The sequence below is a fragment of the Mesorhizobium sp. M7A.F.Ca.MR.245.00.0.0 genome (assembly GCF_003997415.1).
Taxonomy (GTDB): Bacteria; Pseudomonadota; Alphaproteobacteria; order Rhizobiales; family Rhizobiaceae; genus Mesorhizobium.
Genome location: NZ_RZTE01000025.1, coordinates 1 through 19490, shown reverse-complemented (window position 1 = coordinate 19490; position 19490 = coordinate 1). Strand labels below are relative to the sequence as shown.

Below are 19490 nucleotides of genomic sequence, written 5' to 3'. Positions count from 1 at the left end.
CCCCTCTTCCCGCCAGCCAGATCGGCGGAGAGGATTCAGGCTTTTTCGTGATGCCGCCAGCAGCTTACGCTATATTTCGCCGGTGCCGCGATCATGTTTGGAAACAAGCGTTAATCGTTGCCGGCGACAGAGCCGATCCGGATCACGAACAGCGTTGCCTCATGGGCGGGTTGGACGAGCAGGCCGGTGCTGACCGGACCGGACAGCAGCGTGTCGAGCGGCCCGAGGCGAACCGGTTCAGCGGCGGGCACGCTGACGTCGCCGTCCAAGCACAGGATGAGGGTTGTGCCGGCTTCAGTCCGGATTTCCACGGGGGCGGAAATCACCAGGCGTTCGACCGAATGTGTCATCCGGCTTCGGCGGGTCATGACATTGAGATCGGTGATCGGCCCGCCGATCAGCGCAGCCGAGGTCTGCACGTCGGCAGGGAAAGAAAACAGGTCGGTCGTCCTGTTTATGGATGTCGGCTGGTGGCTGGCAATCTCAAGGACGATGCCCTCGCCTTCGAGCACGGCAAGGGTGCGATCGATGCCGGCGAATTGCGAGAACGGCCCGCTCAATTCGACGCGCGCCATCGAGACGCGCCAGTCGAAGTCGTCGAGACCGGCACCCGAGGGCGAAACGGCGATTTCCGTCGTCACGCCGCCGCCGTTCTTCCACGGCATCGACCGGTATTCGGCTGCCCGCAGGATGCGCATCGGCTCAGCCAATCAGCCGAGAATGCCGGGCAAATTGAGTTGGTGCTCCTTGGCGCATTCGATGGCGACGTCGTAGCCGGCATCGGCATGGCGCATGACACCGGTCCCCGGATCGTTCCACAACACCCGCTCCAGGCGCCTTGCGGCGTCCGGCGTACCGTCGGCGACGATGACCATGCCGGCGTGCTGCGAGAAACCCATGCCGACGCCGCCGCCATGGTGCAGCGACACCCAGGTGGCGCCGGACGCCGTGTTGAGCAACGCGTTGAGCAGCGGCCAATCGGACACAGCGTCCGAGCCGTCCTTCATGGATTCCGTTTCGCGGTTCGGCGAGGCGACCGAGCCGGAATCGAGGTGATCGCGGCCGATGACGACAGGCGCCTTCAGCTCGCCCTTGGCCACCATTTCGTTGAAGGCGAGGCCGAGCCTGTGGCGGTCGCCAAGGCCGACCCAGCAGATGCGCGCCGGCAACCCTTGAAAGGCGATGCGCTCGCGCGCCATGTCGAGCCAGTTGTGCAGATGGGTGTTGCCGGGCGTCAGTTCGCGCACCTTGGCGTCGGTCTTGTATATATCCTCGGGATCGCCGGAAAGGGCCGCCCAGCGGAACGGCCCGATGCCACGGCAAAACAGCGGACGGATATAGGCCGGCACGAAACCGGGGAAGGCGAAAGCGTTCTCGAACCCCTCCTCCTTGGCCACCTGGCGGATGTTGTTGCCGTAGTCGAGCGTCGGGACGCCGGCGTTCCAGAACGCCACCATCGCCTCGACATGTTCGCGCATCGAGGCGCGTGCCGCCTTCTCGACCGCCTTGGGGTCGCTGACGCGCTTCTCGAGCCACTCGGCCATCGTCCAGCCCTTCGGCAGGTAGCCGTTGATGGGATCATGCGCCGAGGTCTGATCGGTGACCATATCGGGGCGAATGCCACGCCTGAACATCTCCGGCACGATGTCGGCCGTATTGCCAAGCAGGCCGACCGACTTCGCCTCCCCGGCCTTGGTCCAGCGTTCGATCTTTTCCAGCGCCTCGTCGAGCGTGTCGGCGCGCTCGTCGACGTAGCGGGTGCGCAGGCGGAAATCGATCGAGTCCGGGTTGCATTCGATCGCCAGGCAGCAGGCGCCGGCCATGACGGCGGCGAGCGGCTGGGCGCCACCCATGCCGCCTAGACCGCCGGTCAGGATCCATTTGCCCTTGAGATTGCCGCCATAGTGCTGGCGGCCGGCCTCGACGAAGGTCTCGTAGGTGCCCTGCACGATGCCTTGCGTGCCGATGTAGATCCACGAGCCGGCCGTCATCTGGCCGTACATCATCAGGCCCTTCTTATCGAGCTCGTTGAACTTTTCCCAATTCGCCCAGTGCGGCACCAAATTGGAGTTGGCGATCAGCACACGCGGGGCGTCCGGATGGGTGCGGAACACGCCGACCGGCTTGCCCGACTGCACCAGCAAAGTCTCGTCATTGGCCAGCGTCCTCAAGGAGGCGACGATGCGGTCAAAGTCGTTCCAGGTGCGCGCCGCCCGGCCGATGCCGCCATAGACGACCAGCTCGTTGGGATTTTCAGCAACATCCGGGTCGAGATTGTTCATCAGCATGCGCAGCGGCGCTTCCGTCAGCCAGGAGCGCGCGCTGATTTCGGTGCCGCGCGGGCTGCGGACTTCGCGGATGTTGTGGCGAGGATTGTTCATGGCGTCACTCCATAAAAGGCCTGATGTCAGACGCGCGCCCAGGACGTCGCAGTCTCGAGGATTTTCCGCAGCGTGGCGCGGATCGGTGCGGCAAACTCGGCATCGTAAGGCACCGGCCAATTGTCCGGCGTACCCTTGCCATCGGGCTCGCGCATATAGCCGCGATTGGAGAGTTCCATCTGCAGCGCATGCACGCCTTGTTGCGGCTGGCCGAAATGGCGTGTGATCCAGCCACCCTTGAAGCGGCCGTTGATGACAAAGGTTTCACCGGTTTCGGCCATGATCTGGCCGACCATCGCCTGCAGCGTCGGATCGGCGCTCCTGCCGTCATTGGTGCCGAGGTTGAAAACCGGCAGCGTGCCTTCAAACAGGCGCGGCAGCACTGAACGGATCGAGTGGCAGTCATAGAGGACGATCTTTTCGTGCAGGCCACGCAACCGGTCGATCTCGACCTGCAAGGCGGCATGGTAGGGCCCGAAGAATTTCTCGCGACGCTCGTCGATCTCCGACGGCCCCGGTTCTTCGCCCTCGCGATAGAGCGGATCGCCATCGAAAGTCTCGGTCGGGCAAAGGCCGGTCGTCGCCTGGCCGGGGTAAAGCGAGGCGCCGGAGGGATCGCGGTTGACGTCGATGACGGTGCGCGAGATCGCGGTGTGCACCACCGTCGCCCCGAGGCCGGCAGCAAAGTCATAGAGATTATCGATCCACCAATCGCAGTCGCGGCGGCCGAGCCAGGGTGAGACCAGCCGATTCTCAAGGCCGGCGAGGTCGATGCCGGTGTGCGGGATCGACACCAGCAACGGGGCTGTGCCGGGCGTGACCGTCAGCCAGGGCGCGCTTGCCATCACATCGCTCCGGAAATCGACGGCAGAGCCACGCCGCCGGCGGCCACGATGGCCGCACCGCTGCGCACCATGGCGATGGCTTTTTCCATATCGGGGTGGAAATGGCGGTCATTGTCGAGATGCGGCACTTCGGCCCGGACCAGCTTGCGCACTGCCTCCAGGGCGTCGCTCGAGGCCAGCGGCGCATGGAAATCGCAGCCTTGGGCCGCGGCCAGCAATTCGATGCCGATCACGGCGGTGGCGTTCTCGACCATCCCGATCAGCCGGCGTGCACCGTGCGCCGCCATCGAAACATGGTCTTCCTGGTTTGCCGAGGTGGGGATCGAATCGACGCTGGCCGGATAGGCTTTCTGCTTGTTCTCCGAAACGAGCGCCGCCGCCGTCACCTGCGGGATCATGAAGCCGGAGTTCAGACCGGGCTTCGGCGTGAGGAAGGCCGGCATGCCGGACAGCGCCGGATCGACAAGCATGGCGATGCGGCGTTCCGACAGCGAACCGATTTCGCAGATGGCGAGCGCGATCATGTCTGCGGCGAAGGCCACCGGCTCGGCGTGGAAATTGCCGCCGGAAAGCGCGGTGTCATCCTCGGCGAAGATCAGCGGATTGTCGGTGACGCCATTGGCTTCGGTGCCCAGTGTGTCGGCCGCCTGGCGCAGCACGGTGAGTGCAGCGCCCATCACCTGCGGCTGGCAGCGCAGGCAATACGGATCCTGCACACGTTCGTCGCCAATCCGATGCGATTCACGGATGGCGCTGCCGGCCATCAGATTGCGCAGGGCGTCGGCCGTCTCGATCTGGCCGGGATGCTTTCTCAGCACATGGATGCGCGGATCGAAGGGGGCGTCGGACCCTTTTGCCGCGTCGGTCGACAGGGCACCGGCGACCAGCGCCGATTGGTAGAGCACTTCGGCCTCGAACAAGGCGGCCAGCGCATAGGCGGTCGAAAATTGGGTGCCGTTGAGCAGCGCCAGGCCCTCCTTGGCGCCCAGCGTCACCGGTTCCAATCCATGCGAGACGAAGGCGACCTTGGCCGGGAAACGGCCATGCGGGGTGAAGCATTCGCCGACGCCGATCATCACCGCCGTCATGTGCGACAGCGGGGCGAGGTCGCCGGAGGCGCCGACGGAACCTTGCGCCGGCACCACCGGGATGACGTCGTTGGCCAGCATTGCTTCCAGCAATTCGATGGTTTGCGGCCGCACGCCGGAGGCGCCCTGCGCCAGGCTGGCGAGCTTCAGCGCCATCATCAGCCTGCAGACGGCAACCGGCATCGGCTCGCCAACGCCGGCGGCGTGCGACAGGACGATGTTGCGCTGCAAGGTCTCGAGATCCTCGGCCGGGATGCGGACGCTGGCCAGTTTGCCGAAGCCGGTGTTGATGCCATAGACCGGCTCGCCCTTGGCAACGATCCTGGCGACAGCCTCGGCGCTCGCCTTGATTTTCGGCCGGCAGGCATCGTCCAGCTTGGGCACGGCGCCACGATAGATGGCGCGCCAATCGGCCAGCGTCGCATTGCCGGGCTTCAGGGTCAGTTCGGTCATTGTCCTCTCCAGATGCGGGCATGCAGCGGGTTGAAGCCCATGCGGTAGACGAGTTCGGCGGGGCGCTCGATGTTCCAGATCGCCAGGTCGGCGGATTTTCCGACCTCAAGCGTGCCGGTTTCTCCCAGCAAACCAAGCGCGCGGGCGGCCTCCCGGGTGACGCCGGCAAGGCATTCATCGACGGTCAGGCCAAACAGGGTCGCGGCCATGTTCATGGTCAGAAGCAGTGAGGTCAGCGGCGAAGTGCCGGGATTGTTGTCGGTGGCGACAGCCATCTTGACGCCGTGCTGGCGAAACAGGCCGATCGGCGGCTTCTTGGTTTCGCGAATGAAATAGTAGGCGCCGGGCAAGATCGTCGCCACGGTTCCGGCCTTGGCCATCGCCGCTGCACCGGCATCATCGGTGTATTCGAGATGGTCGGCCGACAGCGCACCGTAACGGGCGGCGAGTTCGGCGCCATGCAGGTTGGACAGCTGGTCGGCATGGAGCTTGACCGGCAGGCCTGCTGCCTTGGCCGCATCGAAGACGCGCGCCATCTGTTCCGGCGAAAAGGCGATGCCTTCGCAGAAACCGTCGGCGGCATCGGCCAGCCCCTCGGCGGCAACCGAAGGAAGAATCTCATTGGCGACCAGATCGATAAAAGCGTCCTTGTCGCCCTTGGCTTCCGGCGGCAGCGCGTGAGCGCCGAGGAAGGTCGTGCGGATCGTCACCGGCCGCTGGTTGCCCAACTGCCGTGCAGCACGCAGCGACTTCTTCTCGTTTTCGAGGTCGAGGCCATAGCCGGACTTGATCTCGACGGTGGTCACGCCTTCGGCGATCAGCGCATCGAGGCGCGGCAGCGATTGAGTGACCAATGCGTCTTCGCTGGCGGCGCGCAAGGATTTGACCGACGAAACAATGCCGCCGCCGGCCCGGGCGACCTCTTCATAGGTGGCGCCGGCCAGCCGCATCTCGAACTCGTTGGCGCGGTTGCCGGCATGGACCAGATGGGTGTGGCAGTCGATCAGGCCAGGCGTGATCCAGCGGCCCTCACAATCGACCGTTTCTGCGGCCAGGGCAAGTGTTGGGGGCAGCTCCGACTCGGGGCCGGCATAGACAATGCGGCCGTCACGCGCAGCGACCGCGCCATGTTCGACGACGCCAAGTCCGGCAGACCCGTCGGCCATTGTCGCCAGCCGCGCATTGCGCCACAGACGAAGATCCCCTGCCCGGCTTTTGCTCTGTCCAGCCATCATCTTTTCCGTTTCAATCGATGACGATTATGTATATACATATTGAAACGCACTGCAAGTGCCATCATCGCATGAGAGACAGAGAACCGGAGAGAAAAGTGGCAGCGATCTTTGCGGAACAGGCGCTCCTTCCCGATGGTTGGCGCGATAATGTGCGGCTCACCTTCGCCGAGGGACGCATCGCGACCGTCGAGCCTGGAGCTACCGCGCTAGCCGGCGACGAACGCCACGCGATCCTGTTGCCCGGCATGCCCAACCTTCACAGCCACGCCTTCCAGCGCGGCATGGCCGGCCTTGCCGAACTTCGCGGCCCCTCCGCCGACAGTTTCTGGAGCTGGCGCGAGGTGATGTACCGCTTTGCCCTGTCGATGACACCCGATCAGGTCGAGGCGGTTGCAGCACAACTCTATGTCGAGATGCTGGAGGCCGGGTTTTCCCGCGTCGGCGAGTTTCACTATCTGCATCACGACCGCGATGGAAAATCCTACGCCAATCTTGCCGAGATGGCCGAGCGCATCGCGGCGGCGGCCGGCGAGACGGGCATCGGCCTGACGCTTTTGCCGGTGTTTTATGCGCACTCGTCTTTCGGCGGCGCCGCGCCAAACCAAGGCCAGCGGCGATTCATCAACGATGTGAATCGGTTCTCGCGGCTTGTTGAGAAATGCCGCGAATCGGTTCGCGCGTTGGATCAGGCTGTCGTCGGCGTCGCTCCGCACAGTTTGCGTGCCGCGACGCCGCAGGAGCTAGCCGAAGTCGCCGCGCTGGCGCCGGAGGGGCCGATTCACATCCATATCGCCGAGCAAGTGAAAGAGGTCGAGGACTGTCTTGCCTGGTCCGGCGCGAGGCCCGTGGAGTTTTTGCTCGCCAATGCCAAGGTGGATAAGCGCTGGTGCCTGATCCACGCCACGCACATGACCGATGCGGAAACCGTTGCCATGGCCAGGAGCGGTGCCATCGCCGGTCTTTGCCCGATCACCGAGGCCAATCTCGGTGACGGCACATTTGCCGCGCCGCTGTTCAGGGAACATGGCGGCCGCTATGGCGTCGGCTCCGATTCCAACGTGCTCATCGGCCTGCCCGACGAATTGCGCCAGCTCGAATATTCACAGCGCCTCGCCCACCGCGCCCGCAATGTGCTGGCGGTCGCGGGCGGCTCGACCGGCCGGGCGCTGTTCGACGCCGCGCTGGACGGGGGCAGCGTCGCGCTTGGCGCCGGCATCTCGCAGATCGCCGCCAGCGCATCCGCCGATCTCGTCTCGCTCGATCCCCAAAATCCCTCGCTGGCCGGCAAGAGCGGCGACGCGATCCTGGACGCCTGGATCTTCGCCAATGGCGGCAAGGTCGACTGCGTCTGGGTGCATGGGCTCAAGCAGGTCAGCGGCGGCAGGCATGTGAAGCGAGAGGCCATCGCCGAGCGATTTCGCAGCGTGATGACGGCGCTTTCGGCATGAGCATGGCCGGCACAGTGGTAGCGGACGGTGGCGGCTCGCTGCACCAGCGCATCCTGACCGACATCAGCGAGAAAATCACGTCCGGTGCCTGGGCGCCCGGCCATCGCATCCCGTTCGAGCACGAACTGAGCGTGCAATACAATTGCTCGCGCATGACGGTGAACAAGGCGCTGTCACAGCTTGCCAAGGCCGGGCTGATCGAACGTCGCCGCCGCTCAGGCAGCTTTGTGCGCCGGCCGCAGTCGCAAGCGGCGGTGCTGGAAATCCACGATATCCGCATCGAGGTCGAAGCGCTCGGCCTGCCTTACCGCTACGAGCGCGTCGCTCGGCACAAAAGGCGCAGCAGCGCCGAGGATCGCGCCCTGCTGGAATTGGGCTTGGCCGGACCGGTTCTGGCGCTGGAATGCGGGCATTTCGCCGGCGAGCGGCCGTTCGCGCATGAACAGCGGCTGATCAACCTCACCGCCGTACCCGAGGCAGCGGACGAGGAATTCGTGGCCATCGCACCAGGACCATGGCTGATCGGCCGCGTGCCGTGGAGCGAAGCCGAGCACCGGATTCGCGCTGTCGCCGCCGACAGACATATAGCGGCCGCACTCGACATCGAAGCCGGCGCGCCGTGCCTGGTGGTCGAGCGACGGACATGGAGCGCCGAACATCCGGTCACCCATGTGCGCTTTACCTACGCGGCCGAGAGCCACACGCTGGTGGCAAGGTTCAGGCCGCAGGGGTAGCGCCGACGCTCCCTTCTCCCCTTGTGGGAGAAGGTGGATCGGCGCGACAGCGTCGAGACGGATGAGGGGTGTTCCAGCGGAGTGAGACGTTGGCGTTCCCTGGAACACCCCTCATCCGTCGCCTTCGGCGACACCTTCTCCCACAAGGGGAGAAGGGAAAGTCGACGCTTTAGATCGCCGCAGTAATAATAATCTCGACCAGATAGTCCGGGGTGGCGAGCTTTGCTTCGCCGGTGGCACGGGCTGGCGTGTTGCCCTGCGGCACCCACTTGTCCCATTCCGCGTTCATCTCGGCAAAGGTGCTCATGTCGGCCAGCCAGATGATCGCCTGCAGGATCTTGGTCTTGTCGGAGCCAGCCTTGGCCAGCAATTCGTCGACAGCCGCCAGGATGTCCCTGGTCTGCGAAGCGACGTTGCCGGTTGGCTGGCCGACCTGACCAGCCAGATAGACGGTATTGCCATGGATGACGATCTGGCTCATGCGCGGGCCGACATCGATGCGACGAATGCTCATTGGATGGTTCCTTCCTGTGACGGTTGCGCTTCTTTAGAGTCGCGGCCGGCTTGGGGCAAGGTCGCCGGGTCGAATCCCCTTGGGCCAACGGCATATGGCATGCACACACGGCAAGTTGACCCTGCGGCCGCAATTCCGCCGGATTGGCTTGTTGACTAATGTAATAACATCACATATCCAATCGGCCGCTGCCAGCAGCCGGATTTCGCCGCCTACGGATCGCAGAATGACAAATACCTGCCTGACATTCCGCGACCTGACGCTTGGCTACGGCAGCCATCCGGCGATCCATCATCTCGACGGCACCATCCACAAGGGCTCGCTGACCGCTGTGGTCGGCGCCAACGGCTCCGGCAAATCGACGCTGATGAAAGGCATTGTCGGCGTCCTGAAGCCAATGGCCGGCGAGGTTATCCGCGCGCCCGGTGTACGTGCCGCCTATCTGCCGCAGCAATCGGAGCTCGACCGCTCTTTTCCAGCGCGCGTGGTCGATCTGGTTTCGCTCGGCCTGTGGCCACGACGCGGCCTGCTTGGCCGCTACACCAAGGAAGATCGCGATGACGTCAGCAAGGCGCTGATGGCGGTCGGCCTCGGCGGCTTTGAAAAGCGCCCGATCGACACGCTGTCGGGCGGCCAGTTGCAGCGCACGCTGTTTGCGCGCGTCCTGCTGCAGGACGCCGACCTCATCCTGCTCGACGAACCCTTCAACGCCGTCGACGCCAAGACGGTCGGCGACCTCATTGCCCTGATCAAGCACTGGCACGGCGAGGAACGCACCATCATGGTTGTCGTCCACGATCTGGACCTGGTGCGGCAGAATTTCCCCGAAACGCTGCTTCTCGCCCGCCAGCCGATCGCCTGGGGCGAAACCAGGGAAACGCTGAAACCTGACAACCTGTTGCGCGCCCGCCGCTTCCACGAAGCTTGGGAAGAAAATGCACCCTGGTGCGAGCCGGGCGAGGACGCTCATGGTGACGATCACCATGGCCACGATCACGACCGCCAACATGGCGTCGGACCGAGGGCTGCCTGATGGACATGCTTTACGGCCTTGTCATCGCGCCCTTCGCCGATTTCGGCTTCATGCAGCGGGCTTTGATCGGTTCGCTGATGCTGTCGCTCGGCGCCTGCCCTATCGGCGTCTTCCTGATGCTGCGGCGCATGAGCCTGTCGGGCGACGCGATGGCGCATGCAATCCTGCCCGGCGCGGCCGCCGGCTTCCTGTTCTATGGGCTGGAGATCCTGCCGATGACCATCGGCGGCCTGATCGCCGGCGTCATCGTCGCGCTCGGCGCCGGCGCCGTCTCGCGCTTCACCATACAGCGCGAGGACGCCTCGATGGCGGCGTTCTATCTGATTTCGCTCGCCATCGGCGTGCTGATGGTGTCGATCCGCGGTTCCAGCGTCGATCTCATGCATGTGCTGTTCGGCACCGTGCTGGCGCTCAACGATGAGGCCCTGACGCTGATCGGCGGCATCGTCGCGGTGACGCTGGTCAGCCTCGCCATCTTCTGGCGGGCGCTGGTCGCCGAATGCCTTGACCCGCTGTTCCTGCGCTCGGTCAGCCGGCTCGGCAGTCCGGTGCATTTCATCTTCCTCGGCCTTGTCGTGCTCAACCTTGTCGGCGGCTTCCAGGCACTCGGCACGCTTCTGTCGGTTGGGCTGATGATGCTGCCGGCCGCAGCTGCCCGCTTCTGGACAGCTCGCGTCGAGCCGATGTGCGTGCTGGCGGTGCTGATCGGCTTCGCCTCCTGCGTCGCCGGGCTGCTTTTGTCCTATCACGCGTCGCTGCCATCCGGCCCGGCCATCATCCTTTCGGCCGGCGTGGTCTATTTCGCCTCGATCCTGTTTGGCACGCGCGGCATTCTGCGCGCGCGCATCATCCATCACCGTCACAGAACGGCCTGATCCCCGCCCCTAGAAGGAGACCGTCTATGCTGAAATCGATCCATGCCGCCCTGGCGATGAGCGTTATAACATTAACCGCTTTTGGCGCATCGTCGGCCTTGGCCGCACCGCTGAAAGTGGTCGCCAGCTTCACCGTCATTGCCGATTTCGCCAAAAATGTCGGCGGCGACCGTATCGACGTCACCACCATTGTCGGGCCGGATGGCGACGCCCATGTCTACGAGCCGAGCCCGGCCGATGCTGTGGCCATGGCCAAGGCCGACATCGTGCTGGTCAACGGCTTGCATTTCGAAGGGTTTCTGCAGCGGCTGGTCGATGCCAGCGCTACCAAGGCGTCTATCATCACCTTGACCACGGGCGTGACGCCGATCGATTTCAAACCTGAATTCGCCGATGCCGACGCGGCCGAAGGTGCCGGCACCGGCGGCGGCAAGACGGTCACCGATCCGCACGCCTTCCAGTCGATCGCCAATGCCAGGATCTACGTGAAGAACATCGCCGAGGCTTTCTGCGCGGCGGATGCGGAAGGCTGCGTCAGCTACCAGACCAATGCCGCCGCCTACACGAAGAAGCTCGACGCAGTCGAAGGCGAAGTGAAAGCGGCGATCGCCTCAATCCCGGAGAGCAAACGCGTCGTCATCACCTCGCATGACGCCTTCGGCTATTTCGAACACGCATACGGCCTGACCTTCCTCGCTCCGCAAGGCATCTCGACCGACTCCGAGCCATCCGCCGCAGACGTCGCCAAACTGGTCAATCAGGTGAAGCAGGACAAGGCGGCTGCGATCTTCGTCGAGAACATCACCAACCCGCGCCTGATCGAACAGATCGCCAGCGAAACCGGCATCAAGGTCGGCGGCACGCTCTATTCGGATGCGCTGTCGCAGCCCGACGGCCCGGCCGCGACCTATATCGACATGATGCACAACAACATCCGTCAGATCAAAGGCGCCATTCTCGGCAGCTGAGTATGAAGGATTGTCCAGCCGGGCCGCATCGGCCCGGTTGGATTTTCCGGCACGCAGTGTCTATTTGGCAGAGAATTCCTTCGGTACGGATTGCCGCCCATGTCGGGGAGTGGCAAGACTGCCGCCTGACCAGTTTGCGAGGATGCTGCCATGGAATACCGCGAAATCAGCGAGGACTATTCGGTTTCGGGCCAGATCCAGCCTGAGGACGTCGCCGCCATCAAGGAAGCCGGCTTCAAGAGCGTCATCTGCAACCGGCCCGATGACGAACAGCCCGGCCAGCCTTCTGCCGACACCGTCAAGGCAGCGGTCGAAGCCGCAGGGCTCGCCTTCCGCTACATTCCGGTGATCAGCGGCCAGATCACCGCCGAGAATGTCGAGGATCAGGCCGAAGCGCTCAACGAACTCGACGGCCCGGTCTTCGCCTATTGCCGCTCCGGCGCCCGCTGCACCAATCTCTATGGGCTGATCCAACAGTCGAAGGGCTGAACGGCCAGGGCTTAAATCGGCAGTGCGCCGGTCTCCTTCAACGTCTCCAGCACGATCGCCGTCTTCACGTGCTGCACGGATTCGTGTGGCAGGAGCACGCCGTTGACGAATTCCGACAGCGACTTCAGGTCGGGCGTCACCACTTTCAAAATGTAATCCATCTCGCCGGTCAGCGCGTGCGCTTCCTGCACCTCAGGCAGCCGCGCCACCAGTTCGCCGAAGCGCCGCGCATTGTCGCGGTTGTGCGTGGCGAGCGTCACCGAAATGACGTTGACCAGGGAAAAACCGAGCTTGTCGCGGTCGAGAACGGCGCGATAGCCCTTGATAAAGCCGTCCTCCTCGAGCCGCTGGCGGCGGCGCGAGCATTGCGACGCCGACAGGTTCACCCGCTCCGAAAGATCGTTGTTGGTCAGCCGCGCATCACCCTGCAACAGCGCCATTATCTTGCGATCAAACTGGTCAATGCGCGCCTCATCCATGGTTTTTCCTCACATCATGCACGCTTCACGCATGACATCATCATTTCAAGCGTTTGAATGCAAGCACCGTGCGCCTCCTCCGCGCTATGATCGTGTCAAATGGGCTTTGAGGCCAGGCCAGTTTTCGGAGGAATATCATGGGTCCCTTCCCGCACGACGCCCCGCCCGCCAGGATCCGCAAGGACAACCCGGCCGGCACCGACGGCTTCGAGTTTGTCGAATTCGCGCATGCGGAGCCGGAAAAGCTGGCCGAACTGTTCACCCGCATGGGCTATCTCGCCGTGGCCAGGCACCGCACGAAAGACATCACCATCTGGCGCCAAGGCGACATCAACTATGTCGTCAATGCCGAGCCCGGCTCGCATGCGCTGAAGTTCGCCGACAAGCACGGCCCCTGTGCTGCGTCTATGGCCTGGCGGGTGGTCGATGCCAAGCACGCCTTCGACCATGCGGTTGCCAAGGGCGCCACGCCTTACGAAGGCGCCGACAAGGCGCTCGACGTGCCGGCAATCGTCGGCATTGGCGGCTCGCTGCTCTATTTCATCGAGACCTATGGCAAGAAGGGTTCGGCCTATGATGCCGAGTTCGAGTGGCTGGGCGAGCGCGACCCGCGGCCGCAAGGCGTCGGCTTCTATTACCTCGATCACCTGACCCACAATGTCTATCGCGGCCAGATGGACAAGTGGTGGGATTTCTATCGCAATCTGTTCGGCTTCAAGCAGATCCATTTCTTCGACATCGACGGCAAGATCACCGGCCTGGTGAGCCGCGCCATCACCTCGCCCTGCGGCAAGATCCGCATTCCGCTCAACGAGTCCAAGGACGAGACCAGCCAGATCGCCGAATATCTGAAGAAATACAATGGCGAGGGCATCCAGCACATCGCTGTCGGCACCGACGAGATCTATGCCGCCACCGACAGGCTGGCCGAGAACGGGCTGAAATTCATGCCCGGTCCGCCGGAGACCTACTACGACATGTCGTACGACCGCGTGAACGGCCATGACGAACCGATCGAGCGCATGAAGAAGCACGGCATCCTGATCGATGGAGAAGGCGTCGTCGACGGCGGCATGACCAAGATCCTGCTGCAGATCTTTTCGAAGACCGTGATCGGCCCGATCTTTTTCGAGTTCATCCAGCGCAAGGGCGACGAAGGTTTTGGCGAGGGCAACTTCCGCGCGCTGTTCGAATCGATCGAGCAGGATCAGATCAAGCGCGGGGTGATCAAGGTGGACGGCAAAGCGGCGTAAGGTTACTCTCGCTGCGGCCCGGCTTTGGCTTAAGGTTGGGCCTAGCGAGGTCGAGCCGTGCACGTCTCTATTTACGGAAGCCAGAGCCAAACTGTCGGAACTCGTCAGGCGTGCAAATGCCGGCGAGGAGATCGTAATCACCCGGCGCGGCAGGGTCGTAGCGCGTCTCTTGCCGCCCCCCGGCAAGGAAAGACCTATCGGCGCCACCGCTGCTCTGAAAGGGCCGAGCGGCTTGACGATTAATTAGAGCCCCAACCGCTCGACCTCTCTCTCCCTCAGCTTCGCATCATAATAGAGCATAAACTCATCCAGTTGCGGCGGCTTGACCGACGTCCCCGAAAGCATGGCGTGCACCTGGCCGCGGTGATGGATGTCGTGCAGGAAGACATGGGCGAGGATATCGCCGATGCGCTCGGGGATCATGCCGTCCTCGCGCCGGTCGGTGATAACCTGCCGATTGAGGTCGTCGGCCGACAGTCTATCGCAAAAGGCGATCAGCCGCCGGTCGGCTGCGACCTGCACCGCAAACAACGCCCCCGGCTCGTCGAGGGGCACGAAGTCGTCATGGGCGGCAGCACCGAGACCACCCTCTTCGAGAAAATCGAGATAGAGAAGATCGACCGCAAGGATGTGGTTGAGCGTCGCCTTGATCGATGGAAAGAAGCTGGTGCGTTCGGCCTCGAACTCACCTGGCTGGAGCGACAGCACCGCGCGGTAGAGCCGGTCGTTCGACCACAGATTGTTGCCGGCCATACGGCGCAGATGGTCGAGCAGGTTCACGAGATCATCCCCCTGCCCGCATCAGATGCAAGCCTGCCCCCATGATCGCGAATCCGGCAAGAACGATCAGCAGAAGCCGGTTCATGCGCCGCCGCATGGCTTGCGTTTCCTCGTCGCGCGCGACGTTCATGTTGGTGATGGTGTGGAACATCATCGCCTTGCGCGGAAAGCCGCTGCGGTTGGTCAGGCCGGGCGATCGCGCCTCAATGCGGTAGCTCAGCCGGATCGCCTGGATGAAGACCGCCAGTATGGCGAGTGCCCAGACACCGGCCAGAAGATAGTCCCCCGTCATGCCCTTACCTCTCGTATTTCTCGACCTTCTGCTCAATGGCGCCGAAGATCGAATGCCCAGTCTTGTTCTTCATCTCGATGCGCACCGTGTCGCCGAAGCGCAGGAACGGCGTTTTGGGTTCGCCTGACACAATGGTCTCGATCATGCGCAGTTCGGCGATGCAGGAATAGCCAGCGCCACCGGCCGAAACAGGCTTGCCCGGCCCGCCGTCGAGCTTGTTGGAGACGGTCCCCGAGCCGATGATCGTGCCGGCCGCCAATGGCCGTGTCCTTGCTGCGTGAACGATCAGCGCCGGAAAATCGAAGGTCATGTCGATACCGGCATTGGCCCGGCCGAACGGCTTGCCATTGAGATCGGCGAGCAGCGGCAGGCTGACCTTGCCGCCATCCCAGGCATCACCCAGTTCGTCCGGCGTCACCGCGACAGGCGAAAACGCCGAGGACGGTTTTGACTGGAAAAAACCGAAACCTTTGGCCAGTTCCGGTCCGGTGAGCGCGCGCAGCGTGACGTCATTGACCAGCATGACCAGCCGGATCGCCGCGCGCGCCTCATCGACACTGGCGCCCATCGGCACGTCGTCGACAATGACGGCGACTTCGCCTTCCATGTCGATGCCGAAGGCTTCGTCAGCCATGCGGATCGGATCGCGTGGCGGAATGAAAGTGTCCGAGCCGCCCTGGTAGATCAGCGGGTCGGTCCAGAAGCTCGCAGGCATCTCGGCGCCACGCGCCTTGCGCACCAGTTCGACATGATTCACATAAGCCGAGCCGTCGGCCCATTGATAGGCGCGCGGCAGCGGCGAGTGGGCGTCATGCTCGTGGAAGCGCTCCGCCGGCATCGCATTGTTCTCAAGCGATTCCGCTATTGTCGCGAGATGTGGGGCGACGCGGCGCCAGTCGTCGAGCGCCGCCTGCAGCGTGCGCACCAGGAACGAGGCGTCGGTGAAGCGTGTCAGGTCGCGCGAGACGACGACGAGTTTTCCATCGCGCGTCCCGTCCTTCAATGTGGCAAGCTTCATGCGGTTTCCTCTCCTGCTGCAGCTTTGGCGCTGCTTAAGCCCACAACAAGACCGTCGCGGGCGATCGTCAAGTCGCCGGCCCATGTTTTCCTGACAGCGGCAGTCCAATCGGCCTCGCCGATCCCGGGATCGTCGGCCGGAATGAGATGATTGAGCACCAGTCTCTTGACGCTGGCATCGCTGGCGATGCTGCCGGCCTCTTCGGCAAAGCTGTGGCTGGCGAGCAGGTGGTCTTTCAGCCGCGCGCCATTGCCGGTCCTGGCCACCAGCCGCTCGATGCCTTCCTCCAGCATGGCTTCATGGACGAGGATATCCGCACTCCGGGCGAACTCCGCAAGCGGCGGATAAAAGACCGTGTCAGCGGAGAACACCACGCTTTTTCCGCCGTGTTCGAAGCGCAGGGCAAAACAGTCGGTCACCGGCGGATGCTCGACGCGCAGCGCCGAAACCGTCAAGCCGCCCTGCTCGAGTACCTGGCCTTCCCCGAATTCGACGATCGAAACCAGGCCTCGAATATCCGGCCGGCCCTCGTCGACGATGCGGATTTCGATATCGAACTCCATCGCCTGGCAAAAGCGCTGCCAGTAATGATCCGTGCCGGGCGGACCGAACACGTGGACCGGGGTCGCCAGACCCGCCGTCCAGGCGGTGTGATCAGCGGCCCCAGTTCCAGCACATGGTCGGAGTGCAGATGCGTGATGAAGATCAGATCGAGCGATTTCAGGCCGATGCCGGCATCGACCAGACCGCGCGTGACGCCAAGTCCGCAGTCGACGACGATGCTGCGGCCGCCGATCTGCAGCAGCGAAGAGCTTGGCCACGGACCGCCTGGCCGCAGCGCAGGGCCGCCCTTCGAGCCCAAAATCACCAACCGATCCGGCATTGGCTCGGTGCTCAAGACCAGTCGCCCTCGGGCGTGCCGTTGAAACGCTTCTTCAGATCCGCCCAGCAGTCGATGTAATTGTCCTGCCGGGTTTCGAGTTCGGCGCCGTAGCGGGTCAGCATTTGCGGAAATCGGGTCTCGAACATGAACGCCATGGTGTTGTCGAGCTTGACCGGTTTCAGGTCCGCGCGCGAGGCCTTTTCGAAGCCAGGCGCATCCGGCCCATGGGCCAGCATCAGATTGTGCAGACTGATGCCGCCGGGCACAAAGCCTTCTTCCTTGGCGTCGTACTGGCCATGGATCAGGCCCATGAACTCGCTCATGATGTTGCGGTGGTACCAGGGCGGCCGGAAGGTATCTTCGGCCACCAGCCAGCGTGGCGGGAAGATGACGAAGTCGATATTGGCCGTGCCCTCCTCGCCGCTCGGTGCGGCCAGCACGGTGAAGATCGACGGGTCGGGATGGTCGAACAGCAGCGCGCCGACAGGCGAAAAGGTAGCCAGATCATATTTGTAGGGGGCGTAATTGCCGTGCCAGGCAACGACGTCCAGCGGCGAATGGCCGATCTCGGTGACATGGAAATTGCCGCACCATTTCACCGTCAGCCGGCACGGCGTTTCCTTCTCCTCGAACCAGGCGCAAGGCGTCTTGAAATCGCGCGGATTGGCCAGGCAATTGGCGCCGATCGGGCCACGGTCGGGCAGCGTCAGCTTGGCGCCGTAGTTCTCGCAGACGTAGCCGCGCACCTCCTTGTCGACCAGCTCGACCTTGAAGACCAGACCGCGTGGCAGCACCGCGATCTCGCCGGGCCGCAGCTCAATGACGCCCATCTCGGTGACGAAGCGCAAGGCGCCGACCTGCGGCACGACCAGCAATTCACCGTCGGAGTTGAAGAAATGGTCGTCGACCATCGAGGTGTTGGCGACATAGACATGTGCCGCCATGCCCGTCTGCCCGAGCACGTCGCCAGCGGTGGTGATGCTGCGCATGCCGGCGATGAAATCGGTCGGCTCCTTCGGCATCGGCACCGGATTCCAGCGATACTGGCCAAGCGCCAACTCATGGTCGCCGACATTGGGCGCACTCTTCCATAAGGGATAGCTCGCAGGCTTGAAGCGGCCAGTGTGCTTGACGCTCGGTCGGATGCGGTACAGCCAGGAGCGCTCATTGGTGCCGCGCGGCGCGGTGAAGGGAGAGCCGGAAAGCTGTTCGGCGTAAAGACCGTAGGCCGGCCGCTGCGGCGAATTCCGTCCCTGCGGCAGCGAGCCGGGCAGCGTCTCGGTTTCGAAGTCGTTGCCGAAGCCCGGCATATAGAAAAAGGCCATTGCTTCCTCCCCGGAATGGATCTCAATTGACCAAACTGGTTTCATTTGTAACCATTGAAAATGTAACCATCAATGGCGGCTTTGAAAAATGGCGATCAAGAGCGAAGCGTCCGACGCGCCTGAAATTCTCAATCTGGAAAATTTCCTGCCCTACCGGCTCTACCGGCTTGCCGATGCCGTCAGCCGCGAATTTTCGCGGATCTACAAGGATAGCCACGGCCTGACGCGGCCGGAATGGCGCACCCTTTCGGGGCTGGGGCAGCATGGAACGATGACGGCGTCTGCAATCGGTGAGCAATCGGCCATGCACAAGACAAAGGTTTCGCGCGCTGTCGCCGAGCTCGAACGGCGTCGCTGGCTGACGCGAAAACCGGACGAAAAAGACCGCCGTATCGAACATCTGACGCTGACCGGAACGGGACTTGCCGCCTATCGCGAGATGGTCCCGCTGGCCAAGGCGTTCGAACGGGATTTGCTGGCAAGGCTCAGCGCTGAAGAGCGCACGGCGATCACCAGCGGACTGGCTGCATTGGAGACCAGTCTGGTCCCGAGCAAGGGTTAGTCCAAGATCAAGCCAATCACTCTGAACGACGGAGTTCGAGCGAGACTGCGTGGGAGCTCCCACCACAGCCAAAGCATAGCATTGCCTTCGATTTGTTCGTGATTTGCGTTGTCAGGCCGCGTATAATGCCCATTACACCGACGGGAGGACTACGATGAGCATTCGCGCATTAAGTGTCCTGGTGACGCTACTTGTAGGCACCTGCACATTTGCGCAGGCCCAGCAGACAAAGCCGATGTCGATCGAAGTGTTCCCTTTCGAATTGGAGGACAAGAGCGCCGGGGCGGGAATAATTCCCCCGGATGAATATGACAGGCGCTATCTGTCGGAATCGGCACAAGTTGCAAAGGACATGCTCTCCCAGTCTGGGCGCTTTACAGTAATTGATGTGCCGGCGAGGGATACACAGGCTGCTGCGCCGCACGGATTGCGCAACTGCGCTGGTTGTGAAGGACCGATTGCCAAGGAGCACGGCGCGTCGCTTGCCTTGCTTGGCGTCGTAACGCGCGTCAACCGAACGGAACATACTATGTTCATTCGCATCCTTGACGCCGAAACCGGGAGACATGTTTCGGAGGGGTTTACCGATCTTCGCATGGGTGCGAACCACGCATGGCCCCGCTCCGTGAAATGGCTGATGAAAAACAGAATCCTGCGCTAGGCGGCATCTACCAGTCCATCACCACCTTGCCGGAACTGCCGCTGCGCATCGCATCGAAGCCGGCCTGAAAATCGTCGATGCCGATGCGGTGGGTGATCAGGCCGGAGACATCCAGCGGGCCCTGCACAAGCGCGATCATCTTGTACCAGGTTTCGAACATCTCGCGGCCGTAGA

General features: G+C 63.2%; 20 protein-coding genes and 3 pseudogenes. 10 read left to right on the top strand and 13 right to left on the bottom strand.

Features of this window, described 5'->3' with window-relative positions; translation table 11 throughout:
* Positions 1-110: 110 nt before the first annotated feature.
* Genes EOB80_RS22685 through hutI form a run of 5 tightly spaced genes read right to left on the bottom strand, consistent with a single transcriptional unit; the run spans position 111 to position 5999 of the window.
* Positions 111-698: a HutD family protein gene (locus tag EOB80_RS22685; RefSeq protein ID WP_127329861.1), complete on the bottom strand. Its 588-nt coding sequence runs from the start codon at positions 696-698 to the stop codon at positions 111-113.
* A 12-nt stretch (positions 699-710) separates the two neighbouring features.
* A complete protein-coding gene (gene hutU / locus EOB80_RS22680) occupies positions 711-2381 on the bottom strand; it encodes a urocanate hydratase (RefSeq protein WP_127329859.1) in 1671 nt (556 codons plus the stop codon).
* Positions 2382-2407: 26 nt separating this feature from the next.
* Positions 2408-3226, bottom strand: a complete 819-nt coding sequence (hutG, locus tag EOB80_RS22675) for an N-formylglutamate deformylase (RefSeq protein WP_127322097.1) — start codon at positions 3224-3226, stop codon at positions 2408-2410.
* Positions 3226-4767 carry a histidine ammonia-lyase gene (gene hutH / locus EOB80_RS22670; protein WP_127329857.1) on the bottom strand — a complete coding sequence of 514 codons (1542 nt, stop codon included), beginning with the start codon at positions 4765-4767 and terminating at the stop codon, positions 3226-3228. Before hutH ends, hutG begins: the two co-directional genes overlap by 1 nt.
* Positions 4764-5999 (bottom strand): imidazolonepropionase, encoded by a 1236-nt coding sequence (hutI, locus tag EOB80_RS22665; RefSeq protein WP_127329855.1) that lies wholly within the window; start codon positions 5997-5999, stop codon positions 4764-4766. The genes hutH and hutI overlap by 4 nt, the downstream gene beginning before the upstream one ends.
* 98 nt (positions 6000-6097) lie before the next feature.
* Here hutI and EOB80_RS22660 point away from each other — a divergent pair, with 98 nt between their 5' ends.
* Complete coding sequence (locus tag EOB80_RS22660) at positions 6098-7450, top strand: formimidoylglutamate deiminase (RefSeq protein ID WP_127329853.1); 1353 nt, start codon at positions 6098-6100, stop codon at positions 7448-7450.
* A 2-nt stretch (positions 7451-7452) separates the two neighbouring features.
* Entirely contained in the window at positions 7453-8184 is a 732-nt protein-coding gene (hutC, locus tag EOB80_RS22655; protein WP_164762685.1) for a histidine utilization repressor, read from the top strand.
* A 169-nt stretch (positions 8185-8353) separates the two neighbouring features.
* Here hutC and EOB80_RS22650 read toward each other — a convergent pair whose 3' ends face one another.
* On the bottom strand, positions 8354-8698 hold the full coding sequence (locus tag EOB80_RS22650) for a RidA family protein (protein ID WP_127271894.1): 345 nt from the start codon (positions 8696-8698) through the stop codon (positions 8354-8356).
* Between the two features lie 226 nt (positions 8699-8924).
* Between EOB80_RS22650 and aztA the strand changes: the two genes are divergently transcribed.
* The 4 genes from aztA (at position 8925) to EOB80_RS22630 (ending at position 12063) form a co-directional block, all read left to right on the top strand.
* On the top strand, positions 8925-9731 hold the full coding sequence (aztA, locus tag EOB80_RS22645; protein ID WP_127329849.1) for a zinc ABC transporter ATP-binding protein AztA: 807 nt from the start codon (positions 8925-8927) through the stop codon (positions 9729-9731).
* On the top strand, positions 9731-10606 hold the full coding sequence (gene aztB, locus EOB80_RS22640; RefSeq protein ID WP_127322949.1) for a zinc ABC transporter permease AztB: 876 nt from the start codon (positions 9731-9733) through the stop codon (positions 10604-10606). Before aztA ends, aztB begins: the two co-directional genes overlap by 1 nt.
* Before the next feature lie 26 nt (positions 10607-10632).
* Complete coding sequence (aztC, locus tag EOB80_RS22635; protein WP_127329847.1) at positions 10633-11574, top strand: zinc ABC transporter substrate-binding protein AztC; 942 nt, start codon at positions 10633-10635, stop codon at positions 11572-11574.
* Positions 11575-11724: 150 nt separating this feature from the next.
* Positions 11725-12063 carry a TIGR01244 family sulfur transferase gene (locus tag EOB80_RS22630; RefSeq protein ID WP_127321732.1) on the top strand — a complete coding sequence of 113 codons (339 nt, stop codon included), beginning with the start codon at positions 11725-11727 and terminating at the stop codon, positions 12061-12063.
* Positions 12064-12074: 11 nt separating this feature from the next.
* On the opposite strand, the gene EOB80_RS22625 is transcribed toward EOB80_RS22630, so the two are convergent.
* Positions 12075-12542, bottom strand: a complete 468-nt coding sequence (locus EOB80_RS22625) for an Lrp/AsnC family transcriptional regulator (protein ID WP_127270128.1) — start codon at positions 12540-12542, stop codon at positions 12075-12077.
* 137 nt (positions 12543-12679) lie between these two features.
* Here EOB80_RS22625 and hppD point away from each other — a divergent pair, with 137 nt between their 5' ends.
* Both hppD and EOB80_RS22615 read left to right on the top strand, forming a co-directional pair.
* Entirely contained in the window at positions 12680-13795 is a 1116-nt protein-coding gene (gene hppD, locus EOB80_RS22620; RefSeq protein WP_127329845.1) for a 4-hydroxyphenylpyruvate dioxygenase, read from the top strand.
* 82 nt (positions 13796-13877) lie between these two features.
* Positions 13878-14042: pseudogene (locus EOB80_RS22615) on the top strand (type II toxin-antitoxin system prevent-host-death family antitoxin); the annotation flags it as partial.
* Here the strand turns inward: EOB80_RS22615 and EOB80_RS22610 are convergent.
* From EOB80_RS22610 to hmgA, 5 genes and pseudogenes are all read right to left on the bottom strand, one after another.
* Positions 14039-14575 (bottom strand): DinB family protein, encoded by a 537-nt coding sequence (locus tag EOB80_RS22610; protein WP_127321734.1) that lies wholly within the window; start codon positions 14573-14575, stop codon positions 14039-14041. The pseudogene EOB80_RS22615 and the gene EOB80_RS22610 overlap by 4 nt on opposite strands.
* Before the next feature lie 4 nt (positions 14576-14579).
* Positions 14580-14867 (bottom strand): hypothetical protein, encoded by a 288-nt coding sequence (locus EOB80_RS22605; RefSeq protein ID WP_127270135.1) that lies wholly within the window; start codon positions 14865-14867, stop codon positions 14580-14582.
* 4 nt (positions 14868-14871) lie between these two features.
* Positions 14872-15885 (bottom strand): fumarylacetoacetate hydrolase family protein, encoded by a 1014-nt coding sequence (locus EOB80_RS22600; protein ID WP_127329843.1) that lies wholly within the window; start codon positions 15883-15885, stop codon positions 14872-14874.
* Positions 15882-16768, bottom strand: a pseudogene (locus tag EOB80_RS22595) (MBL fold metallo-hydrolase). The gene EOB80_RS22600 and the pseudogene EOB80_RS22595 overlap by 4 nt, the downstream one beginning before the upstream one ends.
* 11 nt (positions 16769-16779) lie before the next feature.
* Entirely contained in the window at positions 16780-18093 is a 1314-nt protein-coding gene (gene hmgA / locus EOB80_RS22590) for a homogentisate 1,2-dioxygenase (protein WP_127329841.1), read from the bottom strand.
* An 88-nt stretch (positions 18094-18181) separates the two neighbouring features.
* On the opposite strand from hmgA, the gene EOB80_RS22585 reads away from it, so the two are divergent.
* Both EOB80_RS22585 and EOB80_RS22580 read left to right on the top strand, forming a co-directional pair.
* A complete protein-coding gene (locus EOB80_RS22585; protein ID WP_127329839.1) occupies positions 18182-18655 on the top strand; it encodes a MarR family transcriptional regulator in 474 nt (157 codons plus the stop codon).
* Between the two features lie 154 nt (positions 18656-18809).
* On the top strand, positions 18810-19316 hold the full coding sequence (locus tag EOB80_RS22580; RefSeq protein ID WP_127269415.1) for a DUF2380 domain-containing protein: 507 nt from the start codon (positions 18810-18812) through the stop codon (positions 19314-19316).
* Positions 19317-19323: 7 nt separating this feature from the next.
* On the opposite strand, the pseudogene tdh reads toward EOB80_RS22580, so the two are convergent.
* Positions 19324-19490 (bottom strand): annotated as a pseudogene (gene tdh / locus EOB80_RS22575) (L-threonine 3-dehydrogenase); the annotation flags it as partial.